The 26,296-nt window shown below is 72.5% G+C and carries 28 protein-coding genes; 4 read left to right on the top strand and 24 right to left on the bottom strand.

The window, feature by feature from the left end:
• Positions 1-48 precede the first annotated feature (48 nt).
• The 4 genes from AB0G02_RS08775 to AB0G02_RS08790 all read right to left on the bottom strand — a co-directional run bounded on the left by AB0G02_RS08775 (position 49) and on the right by AB0G02_RS08790 (position 4,124).
• Complete coding sequence (locus AB0G02_RS08775; RefSeq protein ID WP_360791479.1) at positions 49-714, bottom strand: fasciclin domain-containing protein; 666 nt, start codon at positions 712-714, stop codon at positions 49-51.
• A 91-nt stretch (positions 715-805) separates the two neighbouring features.
• On the bottom strand, positions 806-2,308 hold the full coding sequence (locus tag AB0G02_RS08780) for a molybdopterin-dependent oxidoreductase (RefSeq protein WP_360791482.1): 1,503 nt from the start codon (positions 2,306-2,308) through the stop codon (positions 806-808).
• 72 nt (positions 2,309-2,380) lie between these two features.
• The gene (locus AB0G02_RS08785) at positions 2,381-2,617 is read right to left on the bottom strand and encodes a glutaredoxin family protein (protein WP_360791485.1); all 237 of its coding nucleotides are present in this window, start codon (positions 2,615-2,617) and stop codon (positions 2,381-2,383) included.
• Between the two features lie 37 nt (positions 2,618-2,654).
• Positions 2,655-4,124, bottom strand: a complete 1,470-nt coding sequence (locus tag AB0G02_RS08790) for an AMP-binding protein (protein ID WP_360791488.1) — start codon at positions 4,122-4,124, stop codon at positions 2,655-2,657.
• Positions 4,125-4,295: 171 nt separating this feature from the next.
• Here AB0G02_RS08790 and AB0G02_RS08795 point away from each other — a divergent pair, with 171 nt between their 5' ends.
• The 3 genes from AB0G02_RS08795 (at position 4,296) to AB0G02_RS08805 (ending at position 7,066) form a co-directional block, all read left to right on the top strand.
• Entirely contained in the window at positions 4,296-4,949 is a 654-nt protein-coding gene (locus AB0G02_RS08795) for a sigma-70 family RNA polymerase sigma factor (RefSeq protein ID WP_360791491.1), read from the top strand.
• Positions 4,950-5,051: 102 nt separating this feature from the next.
• On the top strand, positions 5,052-6,140 hold the full coding sequence (locus AB0G02_RS08800; RefSeq protein ID WP_360791494.1) for a DUF5667 domain-containing protein: 1,089 nt from the start codon (positions 5,052-5,054) through the stop codon (positions 6,138-6,140).
• Between the two features lie 38 nt (positions 6,141-6,178).
• A complete protein-coding gene (locus tag AB0G02_RS08805; RefSeq protein ID WP_360791497.1) occupies positions 6,179-7,066 on the top strand; it encodes an HAD-IB family hydrolase in 888 nt (295 codons plus the stop codon).
• A 7-nt stretch (positions 7,067-7,073) separates the two neighbouring features.
• On the opposite strand, the gene AB0G02_RS08810 is transcribed toward AB0G02_RS08805, so the two are convergent.
• From AB0G02_RS08810 to AB0G02_RS08870, 13 genes are all read right to left on the bottom strand, one after another.
• A complete protein-coding gene (locus AB0G02_RS08810) occupies positions 7,074-8,081 on the bottom strand; it encodes a lysophospholipid acyltransferase family protein (RefSeq protein ID WP_360791500.1) in 1,008 nt (335 codons plus the stop codon).
• A gap of 28 nt (positions 8,082-8,109) precedes the next feature.
• A complete protein-coding gene (locus tag AB0G02_RS08815; RefSeq protein ID WP_360791503.1) occupies positions 8,110-9,147 on the bottom strand; it encodes an NAD-dependent epimerase/dehydratase family protein in 1,038 nt (345 codons plus the stop codon).
• A gap of 250 nt (positions 9,148-9,397) precedes the next feature.
• Positions 9,398-9,499, bottom strand: coding sequence for an AURKAIP1/COX24 domain-containing protein (locus AB0G02_RS08820; protein WP_015105422.1), 102 nt, complete (start codon positions 9,497-9,499; stop codon positions 9,398-9,400).
• A 122-nt stretch (positions 9,500-9,621) separates the two neighbouring features.
• On the bottom strand, positions 9,622-9,825 hold the full coding sequence (locus tag AB0G02_RS08825; protein ID WP_053722699.1) for a helix-turn-helix domain-containing protein: 204 nt from the start codon (positions 9,823-9,825) through the stop codon (positions 9,622-9,624).
• 120 nt (positions 9,826-9,945) lie between these two features.
• The gene (proC, locus tag AB0G02_RS08830; RefSeq protein ID WP_360791506.1) at positions 9,946-10,758 is read right to left on the bottom strand and encodes a pyrroline-5-carboxylate reductase; all 813 of its coding nucleotides are present in this window, start codon (positions 10,756-10,758) and stop codon (positions 9,946-9,948) included.
• 145 nt (positions 10,759-10,903) lie between these two features.
• Positions 10,904-11,710 carry a thioesterase family protein gene (locus tag AB0G02_RS08835; RefSeq protein WP_360791508.1) on the bottom strand — a complete coding sequence of 269 codons (807 nt, stop codon included), beginning with the start codon at positions 11,708-11,710 and terminating at the stop codon, positions 10,904-10,906.
• A gap of 8 nt (positions 11,711-11,718) precedes the next feature.
• Complete coding sequence (locus AB0G02_RS08840) at positions 11,719-12,639, bottom strand: proline dehydrogenase family protein (protein ID WP_360791511.1); 921 nt, start codon at positions 12,637-12,639, stop codon at positions 11,719-11,721.
• A 148-nt stretch (positions 12,640-12,787) separates the two neighbouring features.
• Entirely contained in the window at positions 12,788-13,573 is a 786-nt protein-coding gene (locus tag AB0G02_RS08845; protein ID WP_360791513.1) for a sugar phosphate isomerase/epimerase family protein, read from the bottom strand.
• On the bottom strand, positions 13,570-14,874 hold the full coding sequence (locus AB0G02_RS08850; RefSeq protein ID WP_360791515.1) for a hypothetical protein: 1,305 nt from the start codon (positions 14,872-14,874) through the stop codon (positions 13,570-13,572). Before AB0G02_RS08850 ends, AB0G02_RS08845 begins: the two co-directional genes overlap by 4 nt.
• The gene (locus AB0G02_RS08855) at positions 14,874-15,884 is read right to left on the bottom strand and encodes a Ppx/GppA phosphatase family protein (RefSeq protein ID WP_360791518.1); all 1,011 of its coding nucleotides are present in this window, start codon (positions 15,882-15,884) and stop codon (positions 14,874-14,876) included. The genes AB0G02_RS08850 and AB0G02_RS08855 overlap by 1 nt, the downstream gene beginning before the upstream one ends.
• Before the next feature lie 27 nt (positions 15,885-15,911).
• A complete protein-coding gene (locus tag AB0G02_RS08860; protein WP_360791521.1) occupies positions 15,912-16,592 on the bottom strand; it encodes a response regulator transcription factor in 681 nt (226 codons plus the stop codon).
• Entirely contained in the window at positions 16,589-17,788 is a 1,200-nt protein-coding gene (locus tag AB0G02_RS08865; RefSeq protein ID WP_360791523.1) for an ATP-binding protein, read from the bottom strand. Before AB0G02_RS08865 ends, AB0G02_RS08860 begins: the two co-directional genes overlap by 4 nt.
• 108 nt (positions 17,789-17,896) lie before the next feature.
• Positions 17,897-18,679 (bottom strand): oxidoreductase, encoded by a 783-nt coding sequence (locus AB0G02_RS08870; RefSeq protein ID WP_360791545.1) that lies wholly within the window; start codon positions 18,677-18,679, stop codon positions 17,897-17,899.
• Positions 18,680-18,767: 88 nt separating this feature from the next.
• On the opposite strand from AB0G02_RS08870, the gene AB0G02_RS08875 reads away from it, so the two are divergent.
• Entirely contained in the window at positions 18,768-19,415 is a 648-nt protein-coding gene (locus AB0G02_RS08875) for a DNA-binding response regulator (RefSeq protein ID WP_360791525.1), read from the top strand.
• 9 nt (positions 19,416-19,424) lie between these two features.
• On the opposite strand, the gene AB0G02_RS08880 is transcribed toward AB0G02_RS08875, so the two are convergent.
• The 7 genes from AB0G02_RS08880 to AB0G02_RS08910 form a co-directional block, all read right to left on the bottom strand.
• On the bottom strand, positions 19,425-20,171 hold the full coding sequence (locus AB0G02_RS08880; RefSeq protein ID WP_360791527.1) for a phosphoglyceromutase: 747 nt from the start codon (positions 20,169-20,171) through the stop codon (positions 19,425-19,427).
• Between the two features lie 114 nt (positions 20,172-20,285).
• Positions 20,286-20,534 carry a hypothetical protein gene (locus AB0G02_RS08885; protein ID WP_360791529.1) on the bottom strand — a complete coding sequence of 83 codons (249 nt, stop codon included), beginning with the start codon at positions 20,532-20,534 and terminating at the stop codon, positions 20,286-20,288.
• Positions 20,535-20,693: 159 nt separating this feature from the next.
• Entirely contained in the window at positions 20,694-22,259 is a 1,566-nt protein-coding gene (locus AB0G02_RS08890; RefSeq protein WP_360791531.1) for an AMP-binding protein, read from the bottom strand.
• Positions 22,260-22,640: 381 nt separating this feature from the next.
• Positions 22,641-23,525 (bottom strand): DUF4349 domain-containing protein, encoded by an 885-nt coding sequence (locus AB0G02_RS08895; RefSeq protein ID WP_360791534.1) that lies wholly within the window; start codon positions 23,523-23,525, stop codon positions 22,641-22,643.
• A 65-nt stretch (positions 23,526-23,590) separates the two neighbouring features.
• Positions 23,591-24,073, bottom strand: a complete 483-nt coding sequence (locus tag AB0G02_RS08900) for a YbjN domain-containing protein (RefSeq protein WP_360791537.1) — start codon at positions 24,071-24,073, stop codon at positions 23,591-23,593.
• Positions 24,070-25,323, bottom strand: a complete 1,254-nt coding sequence (gene mshA, locus AB0G02_RS08905) for a D-inositol-3-phosphate glycosyltransferase (RefSeq protein WP_360791540.1) — start codon at positions 25,321-25,323, stop codon at positions 24,070-24,072. Before mshA ends, AB0G02_RS08900 begins: the two co-directional genes overlap by 4 nt.
• Positions 25,320-26,117 carry an alpha/beta hydrolase gene (locus AB0G02_RS08910; RefSeq protein ID WP_360791542.1) on the bottom strand — a complete coding sequence of 266 codons (798 nt, stop codon included), beginning with the start codon at positions 26,115-26,117 and terminating at the stop codon, positions 25,320-25,322. Before AB0G02_RS08910 ends, mshA begins: the two co-directional genes overlap by 4 nt.
• Positions 26,118-26,296: the final 179 nt, after the last annotated feature.

A 26,296-nucleotide genomic window follows, 5' to 3' on the forward strand; every position in this document is an offset into this window, starting at 1 on the left:
GGAGTGGCGCGATCCGCCGCGCCACTCCCACCACGTCCGGGTGCTACCTCACGCGGCGGGCGGGGTGAGGACCTTGCCGATGACGAAGACGGTGGCGTTCGCGGTCGGGATGTTGCCGCACAGCACCGGGGCGCCGTTGACGGTCATCGAGTCGCCGCTGCCCGCGATGGTCAGCTGCTTGCCCAGCAGGCTGTCGACCGTGCCGGCCGACTCCAGGGCCTTGGCGTCGTAGCGCTTGCCGACCACGTGGTACTTCAGGATGTCGCCGAGCACGGCGGGCTGACCGGCGAGCTCGGCGAACTTGGCGTCACCCAGCTCGGCGAACGCGCCGTCGTAGGGCGCGAACACGGTGATCGCCTTCTGGCTGTTGAGCGTGTCACCGAGGCCGGCCGCGCCGACGGCGGCGACCAGCTTGGTGAGCAGCGGGTTGTTCGACGCGGCGGTGGCGACCGGGTCGGTCACCATGCCGTCCAGCGAGCCCTTGTTCGACGGGTCGCTGGGCACCTGGGCGCAGCCCGGGCCGAACACGTCGGTCGTCTTGGTCACGCCGTCGCCCATGGCCATCGGGGCCGACTCGGTGGTCGTGGCGGCGGCGGCCTCGGTGGTGGTCGTGGCGCTGCTGCCGGACGACGCGGTGTCGGTGCCACCGCAAGCGGCGAGGGAGAGGGTGGCGGCGGCGATGGCGGCGGCGATGGCGAGCTTGCTGTTCCGCACTGGTGATCACTCCTCGGAAGTTTTACCTTTTCGGTAGTCACTAAGGCATTCGATGTGACCGACGATCCGGTTCGCACTTCTTCGGAGTGATCTAGGCGACGGTGAAGAAGATCGAGTGCCAGCCGGTCGCGCCGTCCGGGATCGGGGCGACGCGGGCCTGCGGCTGGGTGGAGCCGGACTTGTCCGTGGCACGTGACTCGACGGTGTGACCGCCGGACGGGAGGTCCAGTTCGACCCGCCACATGCGCCAGGTCGAGTCGTTCACCCCCTCGGAGAGCGTCGTGGTCCGCCACGGGCCGTTGTCGACCCTGACCTCGACCTTCGAGATGCCGGTGGGCTGCGCCCAGGCGACACCGGTGGCCACGACCCGGCCGGACACCGTGGACAGGCCCACGGGGCTGTCGATCCGCGACATCACCTTGATGGGGCCGCGCTCGCCCCAGCCGCGCTCCAGCCAGTAGGCGCGCTTCGCGGCGAACGTGGTCACCTCGATGTCGACCACCCACTTCGTGGCCGAGACGTAGCCGTAGAGCCCGGGGACGACCAGGCGTGCGGGGAAACCGTGCTCCACCGGCAGCGGCTCGCCGTTCATGCCCAGTGCGATCATCGCGCCCCGGTCCTCCTCCATGACCACGTCGAGCGGCGAACCCGCGGTCCAGCCGTCGACGCTCGTGGAGAACAGCTGGTCCGCGCCCGACCGGACACCCGCCTCGCGCAGCACGTCCCGCAGCGGCACGCCGACGAAGTTCGCGGTGGACACGTACGGCCCGCCGACCTCGTTGGACACGCACGTCATGGTGATGGTGCGCTCCACCAGGTCGCGCCGCCGCAGGTCGTCGTAGCGGAGGTTCAGCTCGCGGTCGACCATGCCGTGCACGCGCAGCACCAGGTCCTCGGCACGCATCCGCGGCACGGCCAGGGCGGTGTCGACCCGGTAGAAGTCCTTGTTCGGGGTGATGAACGCGGGCGTGCCCTCGGCGGCGAAGTCCGCGCCCGCGGGGACGGCCGGTGCGGGCGTGGTGGGCTTCAGCTCGCCCACGGCCCGGCGTGACGCCTCGACGTCCACGCGGCCGGCCGCCGCCTGGCCGATCACACCGGCGAGGCCCGCGCCGACCGCCGTGGCCCCGGAGGCGATGAGGAACGTGCGGCGGCTCGGGTTCTCGGAGGTGGGTCGGGACGCTGCGGCGTGCAGCCACCGGAAGACGACGACGCCGACGACCAGGCTCGCGACGGGCGCGAGGACGCCCAGTTGGCCCAGGTCCGGCCGGTACAGCACGGCGGCGACGCCCAGCAGGCCCAGCGCGACGGCGAGCACCGTGCCCGGCAGTGGCGTGCGGCGGGACAGCAGCCCCGCGACCACCGCCGCGACGAGCAGGACCACTCCCATGCCGAGCAGCAGCACGAGCTTGTCGTAGGTGCCGAACGTGCGGACCGCGAAGTCCTTGAGGAAGCTCGGCGTGAAGTCGATCGCGGTGTTGCCCACGGCGTACAGCGGGGAGGCCGACGGTCCGACCACCCCGGCCACGAGGTGTCCGGCGGCGAGGGCGGCGGCCACGCCGAGGATTCCGACGAGGGCGGCGGTCAGGCGGGTCATGGTGGTAATTCGACACCCGCCGCGATCCGGTTCACCGGATCCGTAAGCGCCCGGTAATCGGTGGCCGCGGGCTCAGCGCAGCGCGGCCCGCAACCGGTCCTCCTCGACCGTCCAGTACCCGTGCTCCTGCCCGTCGACCAGGATCACCGGCACCCGGTCGCCGTACTCCGCCCGCAGCTCGCGGTCCGCGTCGACGTCCTGGACGTCCCACGGCACGCCCAGCTCGCCGCAGATCCGCTCCAGCTCGGCCTTGGCCTGCTCGCAGGCGTGGCAGTCGACCCGGCTCATCAAGGTGACGTGGTGGCTCACGGCGTCCAGGCTAGAGGTGGCCCGGCGCCCGGGTGGTTCAGGTCAGGGGCAGGCGCAGCCGGGCGCGCGCCAGCTTGCCGGTGGGCGAGTGCGGCAGCGTGGTGGCGAACTCCACCACGGTCGGCACCTTGAACTTCGCGAGCCGGCCCGCGCAGTGGTCCCGGACCGCGTCCTCGGTGAGGTCCGCGCCCTCGGCGGGCACCACCACGACCTTCACCGACTCGCCGGTCCGCTCGTCCGGCACGCCGACCGCCGCCGCCTCGGCCACCCCGGGCAGCTCGGCCAGCACCTGCTCGACCTCGTGCGGGTAGACGTTGAAGCCGTTGACGATGATCAGGTCACCCGCCCGGTCCACCAGGTGCAGGTCTCCCTCGGCGTCGAGGTAGCCGACGTCGCCCGTGCGGAACCAGCCCTCGGCGTCCGGCCCGTGCGCGCCGTCCGGCCAGTAGCCGCTGAACAGGTTGTCGCCCTTCGCGGAGACCAGCCCGGTGCCCGGCTCGTCCTCGTCCTGGTCCAGCGGTCGGCCGTCGGTGTCGACCAGCCGGATCTGCACGCCCGGCAGCGCGCGCCCCACCGAACCACCCTTGGGCACGCCGCCGGCCAGCGTCGTGGTCAGCACTGGACCGGTCTCGGTCAGCCCGTAGCCCTCGTAGACGGGCAGGCCCACGGCGTCGCGCATGACGTCGAGCAGGCCGGGCGCCAGGGGCGCGGCGCCGGAGGTGAACAGGCGGACCGTGGCCAGGTCCTCGCGGAGCCGGTCGACCGGCTGGGACAGGATCGCGGAGTACATCGGCGGCACGCCGACCAGCGTGGTCACCCGGTGCTCGCGGATCGCGGTCAGCGCCTGGTCCGGGTCGAACCGCTCCAGCAGCACGGCCGTCGCGCCCGCGCCCGCGACCTGGAACAGGCCGGGGCCGAGCCCGTAGACGTGGAACAGCGGCAGCGCGAGCAGCACCCGGTCGCCCGCGGTCACCGGGGCGGGCCGCAGGGACGCGCACTGCGCGACGTTGGCCAGCAGCGCCCGGTGCGACAGCATCGCGCCGCGCGGCGAGCCGGACGTGCCGGAGGTGTAGCCGAGCACGGCCAGGTCCTCGCCCGAGCCGAGCGCGGTGAACTCCTCGCCCGGCTCCAGGGTCGGCGCGGGCAGCACCTCGACGTCCACGTCGCCGGCGTCACCGATGAGCAGCTTCGCGCCGCTGTCGGTCACCAGGCGCTCCAGCTCGCGCGTGGGCTGCCCCGGTCCGGCGGGCACCAGCACGCCGCCCGCCCGCAGCACGCCGAACACCGCGACGCAGAACGCCGGCCCGGTGGGCAGCCGCACGACCACCCGGTCCCCGGGCCGCACGCCCGCACGGGCCAACCGGTGCGCCTCACCGTCCACGGCGGCGTCGAGCTCGGCCCAGGTGCAGCTGTTCGCAGTCGTGACATCCACCAGTGCGGCGTGCTTGGGTCCACGGTGCGCGGAGGCGCGAACCAGGTCGGCGATGTTGCTTGCGGAAGCGGTCAACGTGACCTCCTGGTGAACCACAGCGGACCTCAGCGCAGTCTGTCACGCGCGGGCGGCGTCACGCAGTGCCTCCATCCGCGTGGCGGATTCGAGACCACTTGCCGCTACCTACTACGGAGTAACAACACGTATGCTGCCGGCACGGCGACCCTGTGGAGGTGCCGCGAGCCGATGACCGCACGGGCACGCGAGAACTCCGTCCGAACCACCCGGACGCTCCGCTCGAGGTGGAGCGCGGAAGGGCAGTCCAGCACGATCGAGAGCGTGGAGAGCAACGCGGCCGAGGAGCCGTGGAACCTGGTCCGCGCCGCTCAGGGCGGCGACACGGACGCGTTCGGCGCGCTCTACGACCGGTACGTCGACGTGGTCTACCGGTACGTGCTGTTCCGGGTGGGCGACCGCACGCTCGCGGAGGACGTCACCAGTGAGACGTTCCTCCGGGCGCTGCGCAGCATCGGGTCCATCAGCTACCAGGGCCGCGACGTCGGCGCCTGGTTCGTCACGATCGCGCGGAACATCGTCTTCGACCACGTGAAGTCCAGCCGCTACCGGTTGGAGATCACGACCGCCGAGCTGGCGGACAACCGCGAGGTCGCGGACGGTCCCGAGCAGGAGGTCCTGACCGACGCCACCAACGCGGAGCTGCTCCGCTGTGTCGCTCAACTGGGTGACGACCAGCGGGAATGCATCACCCTGCGGTTCATCCAGGGCTTGTCCGTGGCCGAGACGGCGGCCAGGATGGGCCGCAACGAGGGCGCCATCAAGGCGCTGCAGCACCGAGCGGTGCGCCGGTTGGCCCAACTGCTGCCCACCTGGCTGCGGTGAGGTCACCGTCGCTCCACTCGTGGCTCGCGTAACCCCGGGACCACCCGGTTCGTTGTTCGGGGCAGGATCGCTCGAGACGTGCGGGATGGTTGACCAATCGGGATGGTAGGCAAAGGCATCACGCCACTACGGCGTCACAGGCAGCGCGAGCACTTCGCTCGCGCCGTCGACGCGCATCCCGGGTCGGCTCCGGTCGACGACGAGGAGCTCGCGGACGAGCTGGCGGTCGTGGCGCTGCTGCGGAAAGCCGCAGTCACGACGGGCCCGGACGACGAGGCCAGGGCGCGGATGCGGGCCCGGGTGCTCGGCGCCGCCGCGACGCCCCCGGCGACCAAGCTGGACCTGCCCAAGCAGGAACGCCGCACCGGTGCGCGCGGGCGATTAGCGGTCGCCCTCGCCGCGGCGCTGTGCCTGGTGTTCTCGCTGGCCGGGATGAGCCTGCTGCTCAGCCGGGACGCGCTGCCGGGCGACCCGCTGTACGGCGTCAAGCGCACCGCCGAGTCGGCCTCGCTCGGCCTCACCTTCGACGAGCGGTCGAAGGGCTACAAGCGCCTGGAGTTCGCCGCCGCGCGCGTCACCGAGCTGGAGACGCTCGTCGAGCGGTACCCGGAGCCCGAGGGCGGTCCGCTCGGCGGCTACCTGACCGCGCTGACCGACTTCGACGCCGACGCCGCGGCCGGTTCCCGCGTGCTGACCGCGCTCGGCTCGAACTCGGACCAGCGCGCCCTGGAGGACCTGGGCGACTGGGCCGCGTCCCACGCCACGAGGTTGACCGGGCTGCGCGGGCTGCTGCCCGGGACGGCGGCCGACCGGGCGGGCACGTCGCTGGACCTGGTCGAGCGGATCGCGGAACGGGCGTCCGCGCTGCGCGATCGCATGAACTGCCTCACCGTGACGTCGGGCCAGGTCGACCAGCTCGGTCCGGTGCCCGCCGCGGACGGCTGCCAGGAGCGGCCCGCCGAGCCGGGCACGTCGACGAGCGCCACGCCGACCGCGCCCGGCTCCACCGCCGTCGTGGAGCCCACCACGTCCCGCGACGCACCCGGCACGACCAGCGAACCGGGCAGCGAGTCGCCCGGCACCGCGACCCCGTCCGCGACGCCCGGGCCGACGACCACGACGACCGGTCCGCTGCTCCCGCTGCCGACCCTGACGCTCCCGTCGTTGCCGCTGCCCGGCCTCGGCGGCTGATCGCTACCCTGTCCCCATCGGACGCGGGAGGCGCTGACGTGGTGAAAAGGCGTGGGGTGGAGGGCTCGGCCGAGCGGGAGAGGCGTGCCGCCCTGGCCGGCGAGGCGTCGGCCGAGGCCGCGCTGACGATCGCGCCGTCCGGGAGCGCGCCCACCGACCTCACCGCCGCCGCCTTCTTCGACGTCGACAACACCATGATGATGGGCGCGTCGATCTTCCACTTCGCCCGCGGCCTCGCCGCGCGCAAGTACTTCAAGAACTCCGACCTCGCCGGGTTCGCCTGGCAGCAGATCAAGTTCCGGGTCGGCGGCCGGGAGGACCCGCAGAGCGTCGCGGCGTCGCGCGAGCAGGCGCTGTCGTTCGTGGCCGGCCGGTCGGTGGCCGAACTGGTGTCGCTGGGCGAGGAGATCTACGACGAGCTGATGGCCGACCGGATCTGGGCGGGCACGCAGGCGTTGGCGCAGATGCACCTGGACGCCGGTCAGCGGGTGTGGCTGGTCACGGCCACGCCGGTGGAGCTGGCGCAGATCATCGCCCGGCGGCTGGGCCTGACCGGCGCGCTCGGCACCGTGTCGGAGAACGAGGACGGGATCTACACCGGCCGACTGGTCGGTGACCTGCTGCACGGTCGGGCGAAGGCGCACGCGGTGCGCGCGCTGGCCGCCAAGGAGGGCCTGGACCTGCGGCGGTGCACGGCGTACTCGGACTCGGTGAACGACGTGCCGATGCTGTCGGTGGTCGGCACGGCGGTCGCGGTGAACCCCGACTCGGGCCTGCGCGAGACCGCCCGCAAGCGCGGCTGGGAGATCCGCGACTTCCGCACCGGCCGCAAGGCGGCGAGGATCGGCGTCCCGTCCGTGCTGGGCGCGGGCGCCCTGGCGGGAGTCGTGGCCGCCACCCTCGCCTACCGCCGCCGCGACCGCTGAGCGGGTCCTACCCCAGGAAGACGTTCCGCCGCTGCGTCAGCAGCCGGTACAGGGTCTGCTGGATGGTCTCGCGGACCTGGTCCGTCAGGTTGAACACGAGCATCGGGTCGTCCGCCGCGTGCTCGCCGTGGACGTCGGTCCGGATCGGCTCACCGAACTCGATGTACCACTTCGACGGCAGCGGGATGGCACCGAGCGGGCCCAGGAGCGGGAAGAACGGCGTCACCGGGAAGTAGGGGAACCCGAACAGCCTGGCCAGCGCCTTGATGTCACCGATCTTCGGGTAGATCTCCTCCGCGCCCACGATCGAGCACGGGATGATCGGCACGCCGGTGTTCAACGCCGCCGAGACGAACCCGCCCCGCCCGAACCGCTGGAGCTTGTACCGGTCCTTGAACGGCTTGCCGATGCCCTTGAAGCCCTCCGGCCACACGCCGACCAGCTCGCCGGACCTGAGCAGCCGCTCCGCGTCCGGGTTGCACGCCAGGGTCTGCCCCGACTTGCGGGCCAGCGCACCGAGCACGGGCGTCTTGAACACCAGGTCGGCGCCCAGCATCCGCAGGTGGCGGCGCTCGGGGTGGTCCGCGCGCATCGCGAACGCGGTCATCGTGGCGTCCAGCGGCAACGTGCCGGAGTGGTTGGCGACGATCAGCGCGCCGCCCTCGGCCGGCACGTTGTGCATGCCGATCGTCTCCACCCGGAACCACTTCTCGTACAGCGGCCGGAGCGGCGGCATGAGGACGTTGTCGGTCAGGTCCGGGTCGAAGCCGAACTCGTCCACCTCGTAGTCGCCCTGGATGCGCCGGCGGGCGAACGCCAGTAGCTCGGCCAGGCGCTGCTCCCAGCCCTGCGCCTCCGGTGCGACCTCCGGCGCGGGCTGCTCCGGCATGGGCTCCCCGGACGGCTCGGACGCCTCCGGCGGCAGCACGGCCGCCTGGACCCGGGCCGCGCCGCGCCGTCGTCGAGGGGTCTCCCGGTCCGCACCGTGCAACGGGATCACCCGTGCCTCTGCCACGTGCCCACCTCCTCGGTCCGCCTGCGGCCTAGCGGAGCTTCGCGGCCACGTCGAGCACTCCCCGCTCGACCGAGGCCACCAGCTCCGGGTCGATGAGCGGACGAAGGGCACGCCCGCTCACGTAGTCGTCGAACGCCTGCTGGGTGGTCCACCTCGGGGTGAAGCCGAACTCCTGCTTGAGCAGGGTCGTGTCCACCACCCGACCCCAGTTCAGGAACCTCATCTGGTCCGGTGAGAAGTCCACCAGCCGCGCGCCGCGGAAGAACCGGCCCATCGTCGGCACCGCCGCGCTCGGCACGGGCAGGCTGATCCGGCCCGCGCGGCGGATGGCCTGCGACAGCATCAGCACGCCGTCACCGCCCACGTTGTACACGCCGGGCAGGTCGTGCAGCGCGGCGCGCTCCAGCACGGCCAGCGCGTCCTCGGAGTGCAGCAGCTGCACCCTGGCGTCGTAACCCCACACCGTCGGCACGACGGGCAGGGCGAAGTACCTGGTCAGGACCGTGTCGATGCGGGGCCCGATGAAGTTGGTGAACCGCAGCGCGGTCACGTCCACGTCCGGCCTGCGCCGGGCGAAGCCGCGCACGTACCCCTCGACCTCGACCGCGTCCTTGGCGTACCCGCTGGACGGCAGGTCCTTCGGCCCCATGTCCTCGGTGAACACCGCCGGGTCGCGCGAGCTGGACCCGTAGACGGCGCTGGTCGACTTCACCACCAGCTTGCGCACGTGCGGCGACTTCTGGCACGCGGCCAGCAGCTGCATCGTGCCGATGACGTTCATCTCCTTCATCGCGGTGCGCCCGGCCGGCCCGGCCGGGTTCGCGGTCAGCGAGGCGTGCACGACCGTGTCGACGTGCGCGGTGGCGATGACCTTCGCGATGAGGGGGTTGCGGATGTCGGCGCGCACGAACTCGGCGCGGCCCATCCGGCGGCGCAGGTCGCGCGACGGCGGCTCGGTGTCCACGCCGAGCACGCGTTCGACCTCCGGGTTCGCCGCGAAGCGCGCGGCCAGCTGACCGCCGAGGTAGCGGCTGCAACCGGTGACGAGGACGACCTTGGGCGCCATGCGACTCCCTGTGCGGGTGGTGCGACTCGACGATGCTAACCGGGATCCGGGGCCGCCATCGGCGGTGGAACGGCGTCTTGACGCAGGTCACCAGGGCGTAACGCGGGAATCACCCGGATGGCGGGACGCGCCCGTCCCGCGTGCCTGCCGACGTGGGTCGACGTGCGGGCCGGCGGGCCGGCCGCGCAACGAAGACACCGCCAGTCCCGCGGCCGTTCGCCGGGGACTGGCGGTGTGAGAACCCGAAGGGTTACTTGCCGCGCTTCCTGCGCTGGACCCGGGTCTTGCGCAGCAACTTGCGGTGCTTCTTCTTCGACATGCGCTTGCGGCGCTTCTTGATGACCGAGCCCATGCGGGTTCCTTCACTACTAGACGTTGGTGGTCTCCACGCGCCGGTGGAGACACCCGTCAAGTGGGTGCGCCGACACCAGGCACGAACGGCCTATGAGTTTACCCGGCGGCCGGCACGCGCCCTCACCCGGCGTCGAAGTAGGCGTTGCGCAAGTACTCGTGCACCGCCTTCTCCGGCACCCTGAACGACTTTCCCACGCGCACCGCCGTCAGCTCACCGGAGTGGACCAGGCGGTACACCGTCATCTTCGACACGCGCATCATCAGCGCGACCTCGGCGACCGTCATGAATCTGACTTGACCGAGCGACTTCTCCTCCGCAGGCATGGATCACCGCGTCCTTCGACACGCGTCGTGCCGTCGGCTTCCCCACCGACGGTTCGACACGCACGTGCTCCCCTGAGGGTAACGGGACGGGTGGGACTGGTGCGACGGCCAATGGCGGTATCAGTCCGCCTGGTGGCCGCGTCCCAGCTCCACCGAACGGTCGCGTGCCGCCTCGATGGCCGCCAGCAGCGCCGCGCGCACGCCGTGCTTCTCCAGCTCCCGGATGGCCATGATCGTCGTGCCCGCGGGCGACGTGACGGCCTCGCGGAGGATGACCGGGTGCTGGTCGCCCTCGTTCAGCATGGTGGCCGCGCCGACCGCCGACTGGATGATCAGCCGACCGGCCAGGTCGCGCGGGATGCCGAGCAGGATGCCCGCGTCGATCATGGCCTCGACCAGGTAGAAGAAGTACGCGGGGCCGGATCCGGACAGCGCGGTGACGGCGTCCTGCTGGTTCTCCGGGACGCGCGCGACCTTGCCGACCGTGGCCAGCAGCTCCTCGACCAGGTTCAGGTGCTCGTCGGTGGCGTAGCGACCGGCCGAGATGGCGCTCATCGCCTCCCCCACGAGCATCGGGGTGTTGGGCATGACGCGGACGACGGGCGTGCTGTCGGGCAGCCTGCGCTCGTACAGCGACGTCGGCAGGCCCGCGCACAGCGACACGACCAGCGTGCCCGGCTTGAGGACGGGGGCGAGCTCGTCGAGCAGCGGTTCGATGTCCTGCGGCTTGACCGCGACGACGAGGACGTCGGCCCGCTGGGCGGCGCCGGGCACGTCGAGCCCCTCCACCCCGTACCGCTGCGTCAGCGCGGCGGCGCGTTCCGGGTGCTTCTCGGTGAACAGCAACTCGTCGGCCTTGCGGCCCCCCTGGAGCAGCCCGGACAGCAGGGCTTCACCGATCTTGCCAGCCCCCAGCACGGCGATGGTCGTCATGCGCCAAGCCTGCCATGCGCCCCCGACACCCCGACCCGCGCGTGTCCAACCCCCAGGACACGCGTGTCCAACCCCCGGGACGCGAGAGTCCTACGTTCGCGTCGCGAGAGTCCTACGCCCGGAACACGTGAGTTGAACGCTCAGGTCAGCCGGCGGGCGTCAGGGCCAGCTGCCGGGCCTGGCACACCAGCCGCCCGGCGGAGTCGATCACCACGGCGTCCTCGTCGAACCACTGCCCGTGCACCGCGCTGCACGACACCCGCACGCGCAGCCACCCCGGCGCCGGGTTCGCCCGCAGCAACGCCGTCAGCTGCACCGTCGGGGACCACCCGAACCGGCCCAGGTTGAACGTCACCGGCATCGACACGTCCCCCGCGATCAGCGCGAAGTACGGGTCCGGCCGCTCACCCAGCGGGCGCACCCACAGCCGCAGCACCAACGGGTCGCCCACGCGGCCGCTCAGGAACCCGGCGCCCTCCTGGTCCAGCCGTACGTCGCACACCGTGCCGAGCTTGTACACCCCGCCCGAGCCCATGGCGGCCAGGTCGATCGCGTCGGCGGGCGGCGCGGCGGGCATCTCCGGCAGGTCCGCGTAGTCGGGCGCGGCCGCGGGCATCCGCCCGACCGTCACCACCGCCTCCACGCAACTGCGCCCGCGCTGCTCCAACGTCGACGTCACGACGGTCGCCGTCCGCCCTGCCTTGCGCACGTGCGTCCGCACCAGCACCGGCCCCACCTCCGGCGCGCGCAGGAACTGCGCGCTCACCGCCAGCGGCGCCAGGTCGTCCACCCCCGGCACGGCCGATCGCGCGCAGTCCACCGCCGCCCGCGAGACCAGGGCCAGCAGGAACCCGCCGTGCGGCTTGGGGCCGACGGTCCACTCGGCGGGCAGGGACGCGGTGTACGTGCCGTCGCCGAGGGGGCGGACCGCACTGGCTACCGAGAACGACACAGGGCTCCTCACGAGCGGCTCACCAGCGAGCGCAGGAAGAACGCGACGTTGGCCGGTCGTTCGGCGAGCCGGCGCATCAGGTACCCGTACCACTGCCCGCCGAACGGCACGTAGACGCGCACGACGTGCCCCTCGGCGGCGAGGTGCCGCTGCTCACCGGGGCGGACGCCGTAGAGCATCTGGAACTCGAAGTCCTCGACCGACCGGCCGTACCAGCGGGCGCGTTCCCCGATGATCTCGATCAGGCGCGGGTCGTGGGTGGCGAACATCGGGTAACCGGAGCCGGCCAGCAGGACGTTGGCGCAGCGCACGTAGTTGAGGTCGACCTCGTGCGGGTCGACGTGGGCCACCGACGGCGGTTCGGCGTACGCGCCCTTGCACAGCCGCACGCGCGTGCCCGCGAGTTCGCGGACGTCGTCCAGGGTGCGGCGCAGGTACGCCTGGAGCACCGCCCCGACCGACGGCCAGTGGCGGCGCAGCTCGGCCAGGACGCGCAGCGTGGCGTCGGTGGTGGTGTGGTCCTCCATGTCGAGCGTGACCGTGGTGCCGGCCTGCTCGGCCGCCGCGCAGACCCGGGAGGCGTTGTCCAGCGCGAGCGTCTCGCCCAGGGCCAGGCCCACGGCGGACAGCTTCACGCTGACCTCGGCGTCCGCGGCCAGGCCGACGTCGTGCAGCTGGTCGAGCAGCTCCAGGTACGCGCGCACGGTCCGTTCGGCGGTGGGGCGGTCGGTGGTGTCCTCGCCCAGGTAGTCCAGGGTGACGCGCAGGCCGTCGCCGACCAGCGCGCCGGCCGCGTCGACCGCGTCGGCGGTGGTCTCGCCCGCCACGAACCGGCGCACCACGTCGCGGCTGACGGGCGCGGTCGCGACGACCCGGCGCACCGCGTCGTTGCCCGCGGCGGCGAGGATCGACGTGCGCAACGGGTTCACGATCAAGACCCTAGCCGCTGACCGGCGCGGGAGCGGGCGTCGGTCGGCGGCCGGACGTCCTGAGCGTTGAATTCAGGGGTCACGAGCGTAGGACTCTCGCGTCCTGGACGTAGGACTCTCGCGGTCCGGGGTGGGACGCGCGCGGAGGTCAGAGGTGCAGGCGGGCGTAGAGGAGGGACTCGGCCAGCAGCTCGGTGCGCTCCGCGGCGGTGCGGGCGCGGCGGGTGTTGACCTCCAGCACGACCTGGCCGGTGAAGCCCGTGCGGGTCAGGTGGGCCAGCAGCTCGGCGCACGGCTGCGTGCCGCGACCGGGCACCAGGTGCTCGTCCTTCGGCAGGCCGGAGCCGTCGGCCAGGTGCACGTGGGTCAGCCCGTCGCCCATGCGCTTGGCCATCTCCATGGCGTCCGTGTGCGCGGCGGAGGCGTGCGACAGGTCCAGCGTGTAGTTGCGGTGACCGACGTCGGTCGGGTCGATCGACGGCCGGAACGCGGTGACCTGCACCGACCGGCCGCGACCGAGGGCCCGGCGCACCGGGAACATGTTCTCCACCGCGATCGCGACACCGCTGGAGTCCTCCAACGAGGCGACCAGCTCGGCGAACCCGTCCGCGTACCGGCGCTGCCACACGAACGGCGGGTGCAGCACGACGGTCCGCGCGCCCAGCTCACCGGCCGCCTGCACGCTGCGCCGCAGCCGCTCGGCCGGGTCCGGGGACCACACGCGCTGGCTGATCAGCAGGCACGGCGCGTGCACGGCCAGCACCGGCACCCCGGTGCGGTTCGAGAGCCGCTCCAACGCCCGCACGTCCTGGCTCACCGGGTCGGCCCAGACCATGACCTCGACGCCGTCGTAGCCCAGCTCGGACGCCGCCTCGAACGCCGCGCCCGCGGGTTGCGGCCACACGGCCGCGGTGGACAGGCCTACCGGGATCAAGACTGCACCAGCAGCATCGCCGCGGGCGACACCGTCACGATCAACCCGACGAGCACGGCGAGCACGGTGGTCTGGAGGTCGTCCGCGCGGCGGATCTTGCGGACCATCATCACCAGGCCGACCGTCACCGCCAGCGCCACCACCAGCGCGGCGGGCGCGGCCGTGCGCCACAGGAAGTTGAAGCCGAGCCACAGGGCCGCGCCGCCGATCACGCCGACGGCGAGCTGGCCGATCATGACCAGCCACTCCTTGCCGGCCGAGCGGTCGGCGGGGCGGTCCTCGTCGTCGTCCTCGTCGATGTCGGCCAGCCCGGCCGGCTCGTCGTCCAGGTCGCGGCGCTGGTAGTCACGGCTCGGGTAGTCGTCGTCCCCGTCTTCCTCGTCGAGGTCGACGTACGGGTGGAACGCGGTGCTCTCCTGCTCGACGACCTCTTCCGGCTCGTCGTCGCCGAACCAGTCCTCGGGGGTCTGGTCGGGCAGCGGCTCGGGCAGCCTCACCGGCGCGGGCGGCACGATCAGCACCGACTCGGTCGGCAACGACTCCAGCGGCACGTTCGGCGTGAGCTTGTCCGCGATGCGCGGCATCACCTCGGTCACCGGCTCCCGCGCGGGTGGGGCCATCCCGGGGGGCTTGACCACCGGCGGCTTCACGACCGGCGGCGCACCGGGCGGCGGCACGGGCCGCACCAGGTTCGAGCGCGACGGCTCCGACTTGACCGGCGGTTTCGGCGGCGCGGAGCGAGCCGGGTCGACCTGGTAGTCGGCCACGACGGGCGGCACGACCCGGGTCTCCTCGGCCGGGTCGACCTCGGGCGCGCGTCTGCGACCGGACTCGGCCTTCTTCGGCGGTTCGAGCCGGGACGCGGGCGGCTCCGGGCGCGACAGCTCCGACCTCGACAGGTCCGAGCGCGAGAGGTCCGACCTCGACAGGTCGGAGCGGGACAGGTCGGAGCGCGAGTGCGGCTCGGCCCGCGGCGGCAGCGGCGGCTCGGGCCGGGCGACGGGCGGCTCCGGCCGGACCGGCGGCTGGTAGGTGGTGCGCTCGGCCTCCGGTGCCCGCGTGCGCTGCGGCAACGGGTGCGCCGGCGGCGCGGCGGGCGGCTCGGGCTCGTCGCGGACCGGCAGCAGCCGGCCGCTGTCGGAGTTGACCCGGTCGATGATGGCCTGCGGAGCGGTGTCCGAGGCTTCTTCGGCCCGGCGGCGTCGCCGACGCGGCGTCACCTCGCCGGAGCCCGCGCCGTACTGGGCGAGCAACTCCGCGACGGTGCGCTGGGTCTGCTCCGACTCGCTCTCTCGACTCATCAACTCCACCGTGCCCCGTGGCGGCCAGTCCGTCCAGTGTCACCCGACCGGCGGGTGCGGTCCGGCGGGGTGTCCAGGTCCGAGCCATTAGTGTGGTCCAGCCGACGCAGGATGACACCTTCCCGCAGGGCCCAGGGACAAATCTCCAGCTCGCCGAGTGACAGGGCTCGCATGGTGGCCTCCGCCACCAGCGCACCCGCCACGAGCTGGTGAGCGCGCCCGGCGCTCACCCCTTCGAGCTCGGCCAGGTCGGCCGCCGGCATCCGCGTGATGAACGCGATGAGCTGCCGCAGGCCGGAGTCGGTCAGCACGCGTCGCGCGCGCGGACCGGCCGACGATGGAGCGGCGCCGGTCAGCCGGGCCAGCGTCCGGAACGTCTTCGAGGTCGCAACCACCCGATCGGGGTCACCCACCCGACGGATCTTCTTCGCGACCGGTGACAGCTGCTCGGTCAGCCACTCGGCGGTCCCGTCCACCTCGGCCCGGCTCGGCGGGTCGTTGCGGAACCGGGTCCGGGTCAGCCTGCCCGCGCCCAGCGGCACCGAGAACGCCTCTTCCGGCTCCTCGTCCACGCCGACCGCCAGCTCCAGCGACCCGCCGCCGATGTCCAGGCACAGCAGCCGGCCGGCGGACCAGCCGTACCAGCGGCGGGCGGCGAGGAACGTGTACCGCGCCTCGTCCTCGCCGGTCAGCACCTGCAGCTCGACGCCGGTCTCGGCGCGCACCCGGTCCAGCACCTCGGCCGAGTTGCCCGCCTCGCGCACGGCGGAGGTGGCGAACGCCATCAGGTCCTCGCAGCCCAGCCGCTCCGCCGCGGCCTTGGCCGCGGCGACCGCGCGCACGAGCTGGTCGGCCCCCTCGCGCCGGAGCAGCCCGGAGCCGTCCATCTGCTCCGCGAGGCGCAGCACGGACTTCTCCGAACTCATCGGCGTCGGGTGGGCACCACGATGAGCGTCCACCACCAAGAGGTGGACGGTGTTCGACCCGACATCAAGCACCCCTAGGCGCACGCGGTGCACCGTACCTGGTCGGGATGATCAGGATTCGAACTTGTATCCCAGTCCGCGCACGGTGACCAGGTGGCGGGGTGCCGCCGGGTCGGGCTCGATCTTCGACCGCAGGCGTTTGACGTGCACGTCCAGGGTCTTCGTGTCGCCCACGTAGTCCGCGCCCCACACCCGGTCGATCAGCTGACCCCGGGTCAACACCCGGCCGACGTTGCGCAGCAGGTACTCCAGGAGGTCGAACTCCTTGAGCGGGAGGCTCACCTCGACGCCGTCCACGGTCACCACGTGCCGCTCGACGTCCATCCGCACCGGTCCCGCCTCCAGGGCCTGCGGCAACAGCTCCTCGGACTCGCCGCCGCGGCGCAGCACGGCGCGGATGCGGGCGATCAGCTCACGCGCCGAGTACGGCTTGGTGACGTAGTCGTCCGCGCCCAGCTCCAGGCCGACGACCTTGTCGATCTCGCTGTCCCGCGCGGTCACCATGATCACCGGCACGGCGGACCGGGCGCGCAGCTGCTTGCACACGTCGGTGCCGCTCATCCCGGGCAGCATGAGGTCGAGCAGGACGATGTCGGCGCCGTTGCGGTCGAACTCCTCCAGCGCCTCCTGGCCGGTGGCCGCGAGCGCCGCGGTGAAGCCCTCCTTGCGCAGCAGGAAGGCCAGCGGGTCGGCGAAGGACTCCTCGTCCTCCACGATGAGCACCCTGGTCACAGCTCTCCTCCGTGGTTGCCGCCCGTGCCGGTCGGCACGGGTCGAGCGAGCTCCTGCTGGGGCAGGTCCTGGGTCGGCCCGTCCTCGTCGGGGTGGGCCGGGATCCGCAGGGTGAACGTGGAGCCGGTGCCCGGCAGGCTCCACAGCTTCACCTCACCGCCGTGGTTGTTGGCGACGTGCTTGACGATGGCCAGGCCGAGGCCGGTGCCGCCGGTGGCGCGGGAGCGGGCCTTGTCGACCCGGTAGAAGCGCTCGAACACGCGGGTCTGCTGGTCCTCCGCGATGCCGATGCCGCGGTCGGTGACGGCGATCTCGACGAACCCGTCGACGAGCTTGCGGCTGACCGACACCGGGCTGCCCGGCGGCGAGTACGCGACCGCGTTCTCCAGCAGGTTGCTCAGCGCCGTGACCAGCAACGTCCGGTCGCCCTCGACCTCCAGGCCGCTCGGCTCGTCGGTCGCGACCTCGATGCCCGCGGACTCGGCGGCCAGCCTGGAGCGGCCCATCGCCTCGTCGATGACGACGTCGACGTCGACCCGGCCGAGCTCGGGCAGCTTCTCCGCGCCCTGCAACCGCGACAGCGCGATCAGCTCCGTGACCAGCGTGCCCAGCCGGGTGGCCTCCTGCATGATCTTGGCGCTGAACCGGCGGACCTGCTCCCGGTCGTCCACCGCGTCCAGCACCGCCTCGGCCAGCAGCGCGAGCGCGCCGACCGGTGTCTTGAGCTCGTGGCTGACGTTGGCCACGAAGTCGCGCCGGGTCGCCTCCAGCCGCACCGACTCCGACTCGTCGGTCGCGTCGACCACGACGAAGCCGTCGACGAGCACCTTGACCGCGGCGTGCACCGCCTGCGGCTGGCGGCCCTTGATGACCTCCAGCGACGACAGGTCGACCGGCACCACGCCGCCGCCCTGGCGGGCCATCTCGGCGGCACGCCTGGCCCGGTCGTCCACCCGGTTGTTGCGCACCACGCCCAGCTCCTCGGCGCGGGCGTTGTGCAGCACCACGTCACCGAAGCCGTTGAGCACGACGATGCCGTCGGGCGAGCTGTGGACGACCATGGCCATCAGGTCCGCGACGGTGAGCCCCTTGGGGCGGGTGTCGCGGGCGCGGGCGGTGGTCCGTCCGGCGAGGAACGCACCTCCGCCGATCAGCAGAGCGCCGATCGTCAGGACGAGGTAACCCGTTGCGGTCACGAGCGCATCGTAAGCAGGTCAGGGCGGGTGCGGCCTAGCCCCGGAACGTGGTTCGTGACTCCCGTGACACCGTCCGGGACGGATGTTCTCCCGGCGGTCGACCGCCGTTCACCCAATCGTGTCCAAACGGGTCAGGTCCTGTTCGGACAGGTGCAGATCGGCGGACGCCAGGTTCTCTTCCAGGTGACCAACGGAGGACGTGCCGGGGATGAGGAGCACGTTCGGCGCGCGGTGCAGCAGCCAGGCGAGGGCGACCTGGCGGTGGGTCGCGCCGTGCCGCGCCGCGACCTCCTCCAGCGCCTCGTGCTGCACCGGCGTGAACCCGCCCAGCGGGAAGAACGGCACGTAGGCGATGCCCTCGGCGGTGGTGCGGTCGAGCAGCTCCTCGTCGTCCCGCGCGGTGACGTTGTAGAGGTTCTGCACGCACACCACGGGCGCGATCGCCAGCGCCTGGTCGAGGTGCCGCCCGCCGGCGTTGCTCACGCCGAGGTCGCGGATCAGGCCCTGCTCGCGCAGCTCCGCCAGCACGGTGAACGGCTCCTCGACCGACTCCGGGTCGTGCTCGCCGCCGACCCGGAGGTTGACCACGTCCAGCCGCTCCACGCCCAGCCGGCGCAGGTTGTCGTGCACCGCTTCACGCAGCTGCCGCGGTTCGCGCGCGGGCACCCAACCGCCGTCCGGGGACCGCTCGTAACCGACCTTCGTGACGATGGTCAGCCCTTCCGGGTACGGGTGCAGCGCGGCCTTGATCAGCTCGTTGACGACGTGCGGGCCGTAGTAGTCGCTGGTGTCGATGTGGTCCACGCCCAGCTCGACGACGCGGCGGAGCACCGCCTTGGCGTTCTCCGGGTCGGCGGGCGGGCCGAAGGCGTGGTGGCCGGCGAGTTGCATGGCGCCGTAACCGACGCGGTTGAGGTTCAGCACGTGGTCCACGATCGCCCTCCGCGATCGGAGCCGCCGGGATTGGCAGGTTGCTGCCATGCTCGTGGGCATGCACGCGGTGACGGTGGTGCGGGGCGAGGCGGAGTTGTACGAGCGGACGGCGCACCTGATCGCCGGGACCACGCGCGAGTTCTCGTGCGCGGCGAACACGATGCGCACGTGGATGGCCGCCCGCCCGAGCCACGGCATACCCTGGCGCACGCCGGGCGTGCGGGTGCGCAAGCTGTTCCGGCTCAGCGCCATGCTCGACCCGGAGTGCGCCGACCACGCGCGGCTGCTGGCCGACCACGGCGCGGAGGTGCGGGTCAGCGCCTCCGAGGTGAACGAGACGATCCTGCTGGACGGCCGGGTGGTGATCCTGGCGGGCGACGAGTCGCACGGCGCGCGCAGCTACAGCGTGGTCACGCAGCCCGAGGTGGTGCACGGGGTCACGTCGCTGTTCGAGGCGACGTGGCGGGCGGGCACCGAGCTGGCCGTGCACGAGGCGGAGACGGCCGAGCTGCGGTCGTTCGCGCCCGGCCTGCTGGACGCGTTGAACGAGGGCTGGACGGACGAGACGGCGGCACGCGCGCTGGGTGTGTCCCTGCGCACGTACCGCCGTCGCGTGGCCGAGCTGATGACCGCCCTGGGCGCGTCGTCCCGCTTCCAGGCCGGCGCGCGTGCCCGCGAGCTGGGCCTGGTCTAGCGGTGGCGCCTAGCGGCCCTGGTTGGCGACGGCCTTGATCGCGTCGGCCGCCGCGTCCGGGTCGAGGTACTCGCCGCCCGGCTTGAGCGGGCGCAGCTCCTCGTCCAGGTCGTAGCGCAGCGGGATGCCGGTGGGGATGTTCAGGCCCGCGATGTCCTCGTCGGAGATGCCGTCGAGGTGCTTGACCAGGGCGCGCAGCGAGTTGCCGTGCGCGGCGACGAGGACCGTGCGGCCCGTGCGCAGGTCCGGCACGATCGCGGACTCCCAGTACGGGATCATCCGCTTGACCACGTCCAGCAGGCACTCGGTGAGCGGCAGGTCGGGGCCGAGGTCGGCGTAGCGCGGGTCGCTGTCCTGGCTGAACTCGGTGCCGGGCTCGATCGGCGGCGGCGGGGTGTCGTAGGAGCGGCGCCAGAGCATGAACTGCTCCTCGCCGAACTCCTCCAGCGTCTGCTTCTTGTTCTTGCCCTGGAGCGCGCCGTAGTGGCGCTCGTTGAGCCGCCAGTCCCGGCGGACCGGGATCCAGTGCCGGTCGGCCGCGTCGAGGGCGAGGTTGGCGGTGCCGATGGCCCGCCGCAGCAGCGACGTGTGCACCACCTCGGGCAGGACGCCCGCCTCGCGCAGCAGCACGCCGCCGCGCTTCGCCTCGTTCACGCCCTTCTCCGACAGGGGGACGTCCACCCAGCCGGTGAACAGGTTCTCCGCGTTCCACACGCTCTCGCCGTGGCGGAGCAGCACCAGGGTTCCGACAGCCATGGGCGTCAGCCTGCCAGATGGACCGGCCCGGCTCACGCCGGTGGTCAGTGTGATCTTTATCGGTGCAGCGACCGGGGCCGGGTCGGGCCGCGGTGGGCCCGACCCGAAGCCGGATCAGCCGCCCAGGTTGCCCAGGCCGCCGCCGCCACCCAGGCCGCCGACGCCGCTGCCGCCCGCCAAGCCGCCGCCCAGGCCACTGACGACCTGGTTCACGATGTAAGTCACCGGGCCGAGGCCGGGCAGCGCCTTCGTCGCGGACGTGCCGGCGACCGGCAGCGACGGCGAGGCGTTGGCAGCCGGCGAGGCGAGCAGGATGACGGCTGTGACGCCGGCCGCGGCGGCCAGCTTCCCAAGGATGCGCATGCGCGAGTTCTCCGATGTGTGGATTCCGATTTGCACCCGACATGGTTGTGGAGGGTGATCGGTCCGGCTCGGTGAGTAGCCGGGTTCAACACCATCAGGTGACGCGGCGCGGTCGAACCCCGGCAACGGGCTCGCTGCCGGGGTTCGACGGGGGTCGGGTCAGGCGGACGCCTCGCGCGCCCGCAGGTCCTTGCGCAGGATCTTGCCCGCGGCCGACTTCGGGATCGCCTCGATGAACTCCACCACCCGCACCTTCTTGTGCGGCGCCACCTGGGAGGCCACGAACTCCATCACGCCGGACTCGTCCAGCGCCGCCCCCGGTTGGCGGACGACGAAGGCCTTCGGGACCTCCTCGCCCTCCGCGTCGCGCACGCCGACCACGGCGGCGTCAGCGATCTCCGGGTGCGTCAGCAGCAACGCCTCCAGCTCGGCCGGCGGCACCTGGTAGCCCTTGTACTTGATCAGCTCCTTGACCCGGTCGACGATGCTGACCAGGCCCTGCTCGTCGATCACGGCCACGTCGCCGGTGTGCAGCCAGCCGTCCGCGTCGAGGGTGGCGGCGGTCGCCTCGGGGTTGTTCAGGTACCCCTTCATGACGTTCGGCCCGCGGCACCACAGCTCGCCGCGCTCACCCACGCCGACGTCCTCGCCGGTGGCCGGGTCGACGAAGCGGCACTCCATGTTCGGCGCGATCACGCCGACCGTGCCCACGGAGATGTCGTCGCGGCTGTCCGGGATCGCGTGGCTGACCGGGCTCATCTCGGTCATCCCGTAGCCCTGCGAGACCCGGCACCCCAGCCGCTTGGCGACGGCCGCGGCCAGGTCGACGTCCAGCGGCGCGGCGCCGGAGAAGATGCCCTCGACGCCGGACAGGTCGTACTGGTCGACCAGCGGGTGCTTCGCCAGCGCCACCGCGACCGGCGGCGCGATGTAGACGCGGTCGGTCCGGTGGTCCTGCATGACCCGCAGGAACTCCGGCAGGTCGAACTTCGGCAGCGTCACCACGGTCCCGCCGACGTGCAGGCCGTTGTTCATCAGCACCTGCATGCCGTAGATGTGGAAGAACGGCAGCACGGCGAGGATCTTCGTCCCGCCGTTGACGTTGAGCAGCGGCCCGCACTGGACGATGTTGGCCACCAGGTTGCGGTGCGTCAGCATCACGCCCTTGGCCCGGCCCGTCGTCCCGGACGAGTACGGCAGCACGGCCACGTCCTCGGCCGGGTCCACCACCACCTCCGGCACCGGGTCGGAGTTGGCCAGCAGCGACGACAGGCTGGGGTAGCCCTCGGCGGCGTCGAGCACCACCACGTCGGAGATGCCCGCCTTCTCCGCGCCGGGTGCGGCGTTGGGCAGCAGCACGGACACCGTGAACAGCATCTTCGCGCCCGCGTCCGCCAGCTGGTGCGCGACCTCGTCCGCCGTGTACAGGGCGTTGATGGTGGTCGCGGTGGCGCCCGCCCGCAGGATGCCGTGGAACACGACGGCGTAGTACGGGGTGTTCGGGCTGAGGATGCCGACGACGTCTCCCTTGCCGATCCCCCTGGCGGCCAGCGCGGCGGCCAGCCGGTCGATCGCCCCGGCCAGTTGGCGGTACGTCAGCGACGCGCCCGAGGTGCCGTCGACCAGGGCCACCCGGTCGGCGCGCTCACCGAGGTCGGCGAACAGCAACTCGTGCAGCGAGACGTCCGGGACCACGACGTCGGGGAACGGACTGCGGAAGATCATGCGGCTGCCTCATTCATCCTGGGGGCCGGGATCCCGTCATCGTGAGTCAAGCCACATCCCTGGTCAAGGCGCTCGCCCCACCCGCTACGGCGTTACTTAACTCGGCTAATAACACTCGAACGGAGTAGCGGCACCCCTTGTGGGGATCACCGGCGATCTGCCAAGTTGGCAGGGCCTCCGCGGGCCGGCTCCACGCACTCGGACGACCCGCGCGGCACCACCGCGGTTCGCCATCCCCCCGTCGGACCGCGGCCCGCTCGGACCCTGGGCTCCCCCCGCCCGGATCCACTTCAGCGGGGACTGACGCGGGGCGGCTTGACTCGCGACTCCCCCTCTCTCCCAAGCCGCCCCGCGCTCCGCGCGTGTCAGTCCCGACCGGCGCTACGGCGTGCTCGACGAGGGCGCCGGCGCCGGGGCCACGACCCTGCGGCGACGCCGCCACCACAGGTAGCCGAAGGTGGGCAGGCCGAGCACCACCGCGAACGGCAGCACGCCGCCCAGCACCACCAGCAACCAGCCGAACGCGCCGACCAGCGCGTCCCAGCCGCCGGCGAGCGCGCTGAGGAAGTTCTTCTCCTCCGGCACGGCCGCGGGCGCACCGGTCTCCGAGATGGCGATGGTCAACGTCGACATGGCGGTCTGGCCCTTGAGCGTCTCGTACCGGCGCTGCAACGACTCCAGCTCCGACTGCCGCTTGGTCAGCTCGGCCTCGATGTCGGTGATCTCCGAGGTGCTGGTGGCGCGGTCCAGCAGCCCGCGCACCCGTTCCACGCTGGCCCGCTGGTTCGCCAGCCTGGCCTCGACGTCGACGACCTGCTCGGTCACGTCCTCGGTCTGCAGCTCGCGCCGGGTGACCTCGACGCCGTCCAGCCTGCCGATCGCGGCCAGCACCGGGTCCAGCCGGTCGCCGGGCACCTTCAGCGTCACCGACGCCCGGTCGGGCTGCGACCTCTCCTGCGCCGAGTACCCGCCCTCCGCGACGACCAGGTCCTTCACCTCGCCCAGCGCCGCGGTCGCGTCCGGGGCGCGCAGGTCGACCGCCGCGCTCCGCACCAGCTGCCGCTCCGGCAACGCCGACGTGGCCGCCCGCTCACCCGACTTCCCCTGCGCCTGGCTCTCGGAGTCCTGCTTCGGCGAGCCGCCCACCTGCGCGTTCTCCGGCGCGACCGCGGCCATGTCGGTCCCCGAGCCGGACGTGTTCGCCGCGCACCCGGCCAACGCCACCACCGCCATCGCGGCGAACGCCAACCCCACCCGTCTGCCCATGTGACCCTCCCTGGTCGGTCACCGGTGGGACGGGCCGCGGGCTCACGCCCGTTGCGCGGGTGCGATCACGATTCGGACACCAGGTGCCGGAACGCCTGGAGGTTGGCCAGCGACTCGCCGCGCGACACCCGCCAGTCCCACTCGCGCTGGATGGCCCCGGCGAACCCGATCTCCAGCAGCGTGTTGAAGTCGCCGTCGGCGGCCTCGACCACCTGCCCGAGCACGCGGTCCAGCTCGTCGGGCGTCACGGCGTGCGGCGCGATCCGGCCGACCAGGTAGATGTCACCGGTCGTGTCGATCGTGTAGTGCACGCCGTACAGCTTGGCGTTGCGCCGCAGCAGGAACCGGTAGACGTCCTCGTGCGCCTCGTCCGGCCGGCGGCACACGAACGCCTCCACCACCAGCGCGTGCCTGCCGACCACCAGCCAGCAGTTCGTCTGGAGCTTCTTGGTGCCGGGCAGGGTCACGAAGAACCGGCCCGGCTCCTTGCGCTCGTAGCTCAGCTCGCGCTCGTCCAAGGTGGACCGGATGACGTCGTCCAGGTTCAAGCGAAGACCTCCTCGCGGAACACGTCCCGTGCTTGGGCGTACCCGGCGAGCAGTGAATCAGTCGTCCGGTCCCAGGAGAACCGGCGGGCGTGGCCGACGGCGTGGCTGGCCAGCTCCTCCCGGCGGGCGGGGCGCAGCGCGATGTCCGACAGCACCCGGGCCCACGACCCGGGTTCGTGGTCGTCCACCAAGGCACCGGACACCCCGTCCCGGACCGCCACCGGCAACCCGCCCACGGCCGCGGCGACGACCGGGGTGCCGCACGCCTGCGCCTCCAGCGCCACCAGCCCGAACGACTCGTTGTAGCTGGGCACGGTCACCACGTCGGCGGCCCGGTAGACCTGCGCCAACGCCGCCCCGCCCTGCGGCGGCAGGAACCGCACCACGTCCGGGATCTGCAGTTCGGCGGCCAGCCGGACCAGCTCCTCGGGCGTCTTCATGCCCGACCCCGACGGCCCGCCCACGACCAGCACCACCAGCCGCGACCGCAGGCCCGGATCACGGGCCACCATCTCGGCCGCGGCGCGCAGCAGCACGTCCGGCGCCTTCAACGGCTGGATGCGACCCACGAACGCCAGCACGACGGACTCCGGCCGCAGCCCCAACGCCGCCCGCGCCGCGTCCCGGTCACCGGGCGTGAACCGCTCCAGGTCCACCCCGGGCGGCACGACCAGCACCTTCGTCGGGTCCGCGTCGTACAGCTTGACCAGCTCGGCGGCCTCGACGTCGGTGTTCGCGACCAGCCGGTCCGCCTCCGCGACCACCTGCTCCTCACCGATGACCCGCATCCGCGGCTCCGGCGTGTCGTCCGCGGCCAGCGCCAGGTTCTTCACCTTGGCCAACGTGTGCGCCGTGTGCACCAACGGCACCGCCCACCGCTCCCGCGCCAACCAGCCGACCTGCCCGGACAGCCAGTAGTGCGAGTGCACCACGTCGTAGTACCCCGGCTCGTGCCGCGCCTCGGCCCGCAGCACGCCCGCCGTGAACGCGCACAGCTGACCGGGCAGCTCCTCCTTGCCCAACCCCTCGAACGGCCCCGCCACCACGTGCCGCACCGTCACGCCCGGTGCCAGCTCCGCGACCGGCGGCAACTCCGACGACGTGGCCCGCGTGAAGATCTCCACCGCGATGCCGCGCTGGGCCATCCGCGTCGCGGTCTGCACGATGTAGACGTTCATGCCGCCCGCGTCGCCCGTGCCGGGCTGCTCCAGCGGCGAGGTGTGCACCGACAGCACCGCGACCCGCTTCACCGGGAGACCTCCGCGACGAACCCGGCCAGGTCGGCGGCGAACCGCTCGGGCCGTTCCAGGAAGGGCGCGTGTCCGGTGCGGTCGTAGCGGCGCAAGTCGGCTCCGGGGATCAGGGCCGCCGCGTACTCACCGGCAGCCGGGTCGACCACCTCGTCGGCGGTGCCGTGCACCACCAGTGTCGGCTTGTCGACCGCTTTCAGCACAACAGCGCTGTCCACGTCACGCCGGAACATCTCCCGACGTACCCGCGGCGGGACGCGCAGGGCCGTTCCCAGCAGCCGTTGCACCTGCTCACCCGACAGGCCGGCGGCCTGGGCGCACCAGAACTCGGTCAACGCGGGCACCGCCACCGCCGGGTCGTCCGACAACGCGGCGGGCAGCGCGTCGCGCATCAACCGCCCCGTGGCCCCACCTGCCCGATCCCGCCCGATCTCGGTGATGGCGTCGACCAGCACCACCCCGTTCACCTGCGAAGTCCCGTGCAGCCGCAGGTAGTCGGTGATGACCAGACCGCCGTAGGACCACCCCACGACCACCACGGGCCTGCCGACGTGGTCGAGCACGGCCTTCAGATCAGCCGCCCAGCACTCCGAGTCGCGGTAACCACCCTCCGTCACCTCGGAGCTGCCGTGACCACGCAGGTCCAGCGCGTACGAACGCAGGGACGGATCGGGCGACCACACCTCCCCCGACTGGGCCCACCCGTGCACCAGCACGACGGCGGGCGCGTCCTGCGGGCCGGACTCACGGACCGACAGCCGGACGCCCTCGGCGTCGAGGAGAGTGTTCTGCACGACCTACGACAACGCGCAGGCCGTCACTTCGCTTCCCGATGCAAGCGGATTTCCGCCCTCACCCCACCCCCAACGGCCCCGCCACCACCCGCCAAGGCCCGATTTGACATGGGTTCGGGTGCCTTAGGCTGGTCGAAGCCGGCAGGCCCAGCGGGACGCTTTACCCCGCTGGGCCTGCC

This window comes from Actinosynnema sp. NPDC023658, assembly GCF_040639995.1.
Taxonomy (GTDB): Bacteria; Actinomycetota; Actinomycetes; order Mycobacteriales; family Pseudonocardiaceae; genus Actinosynnema.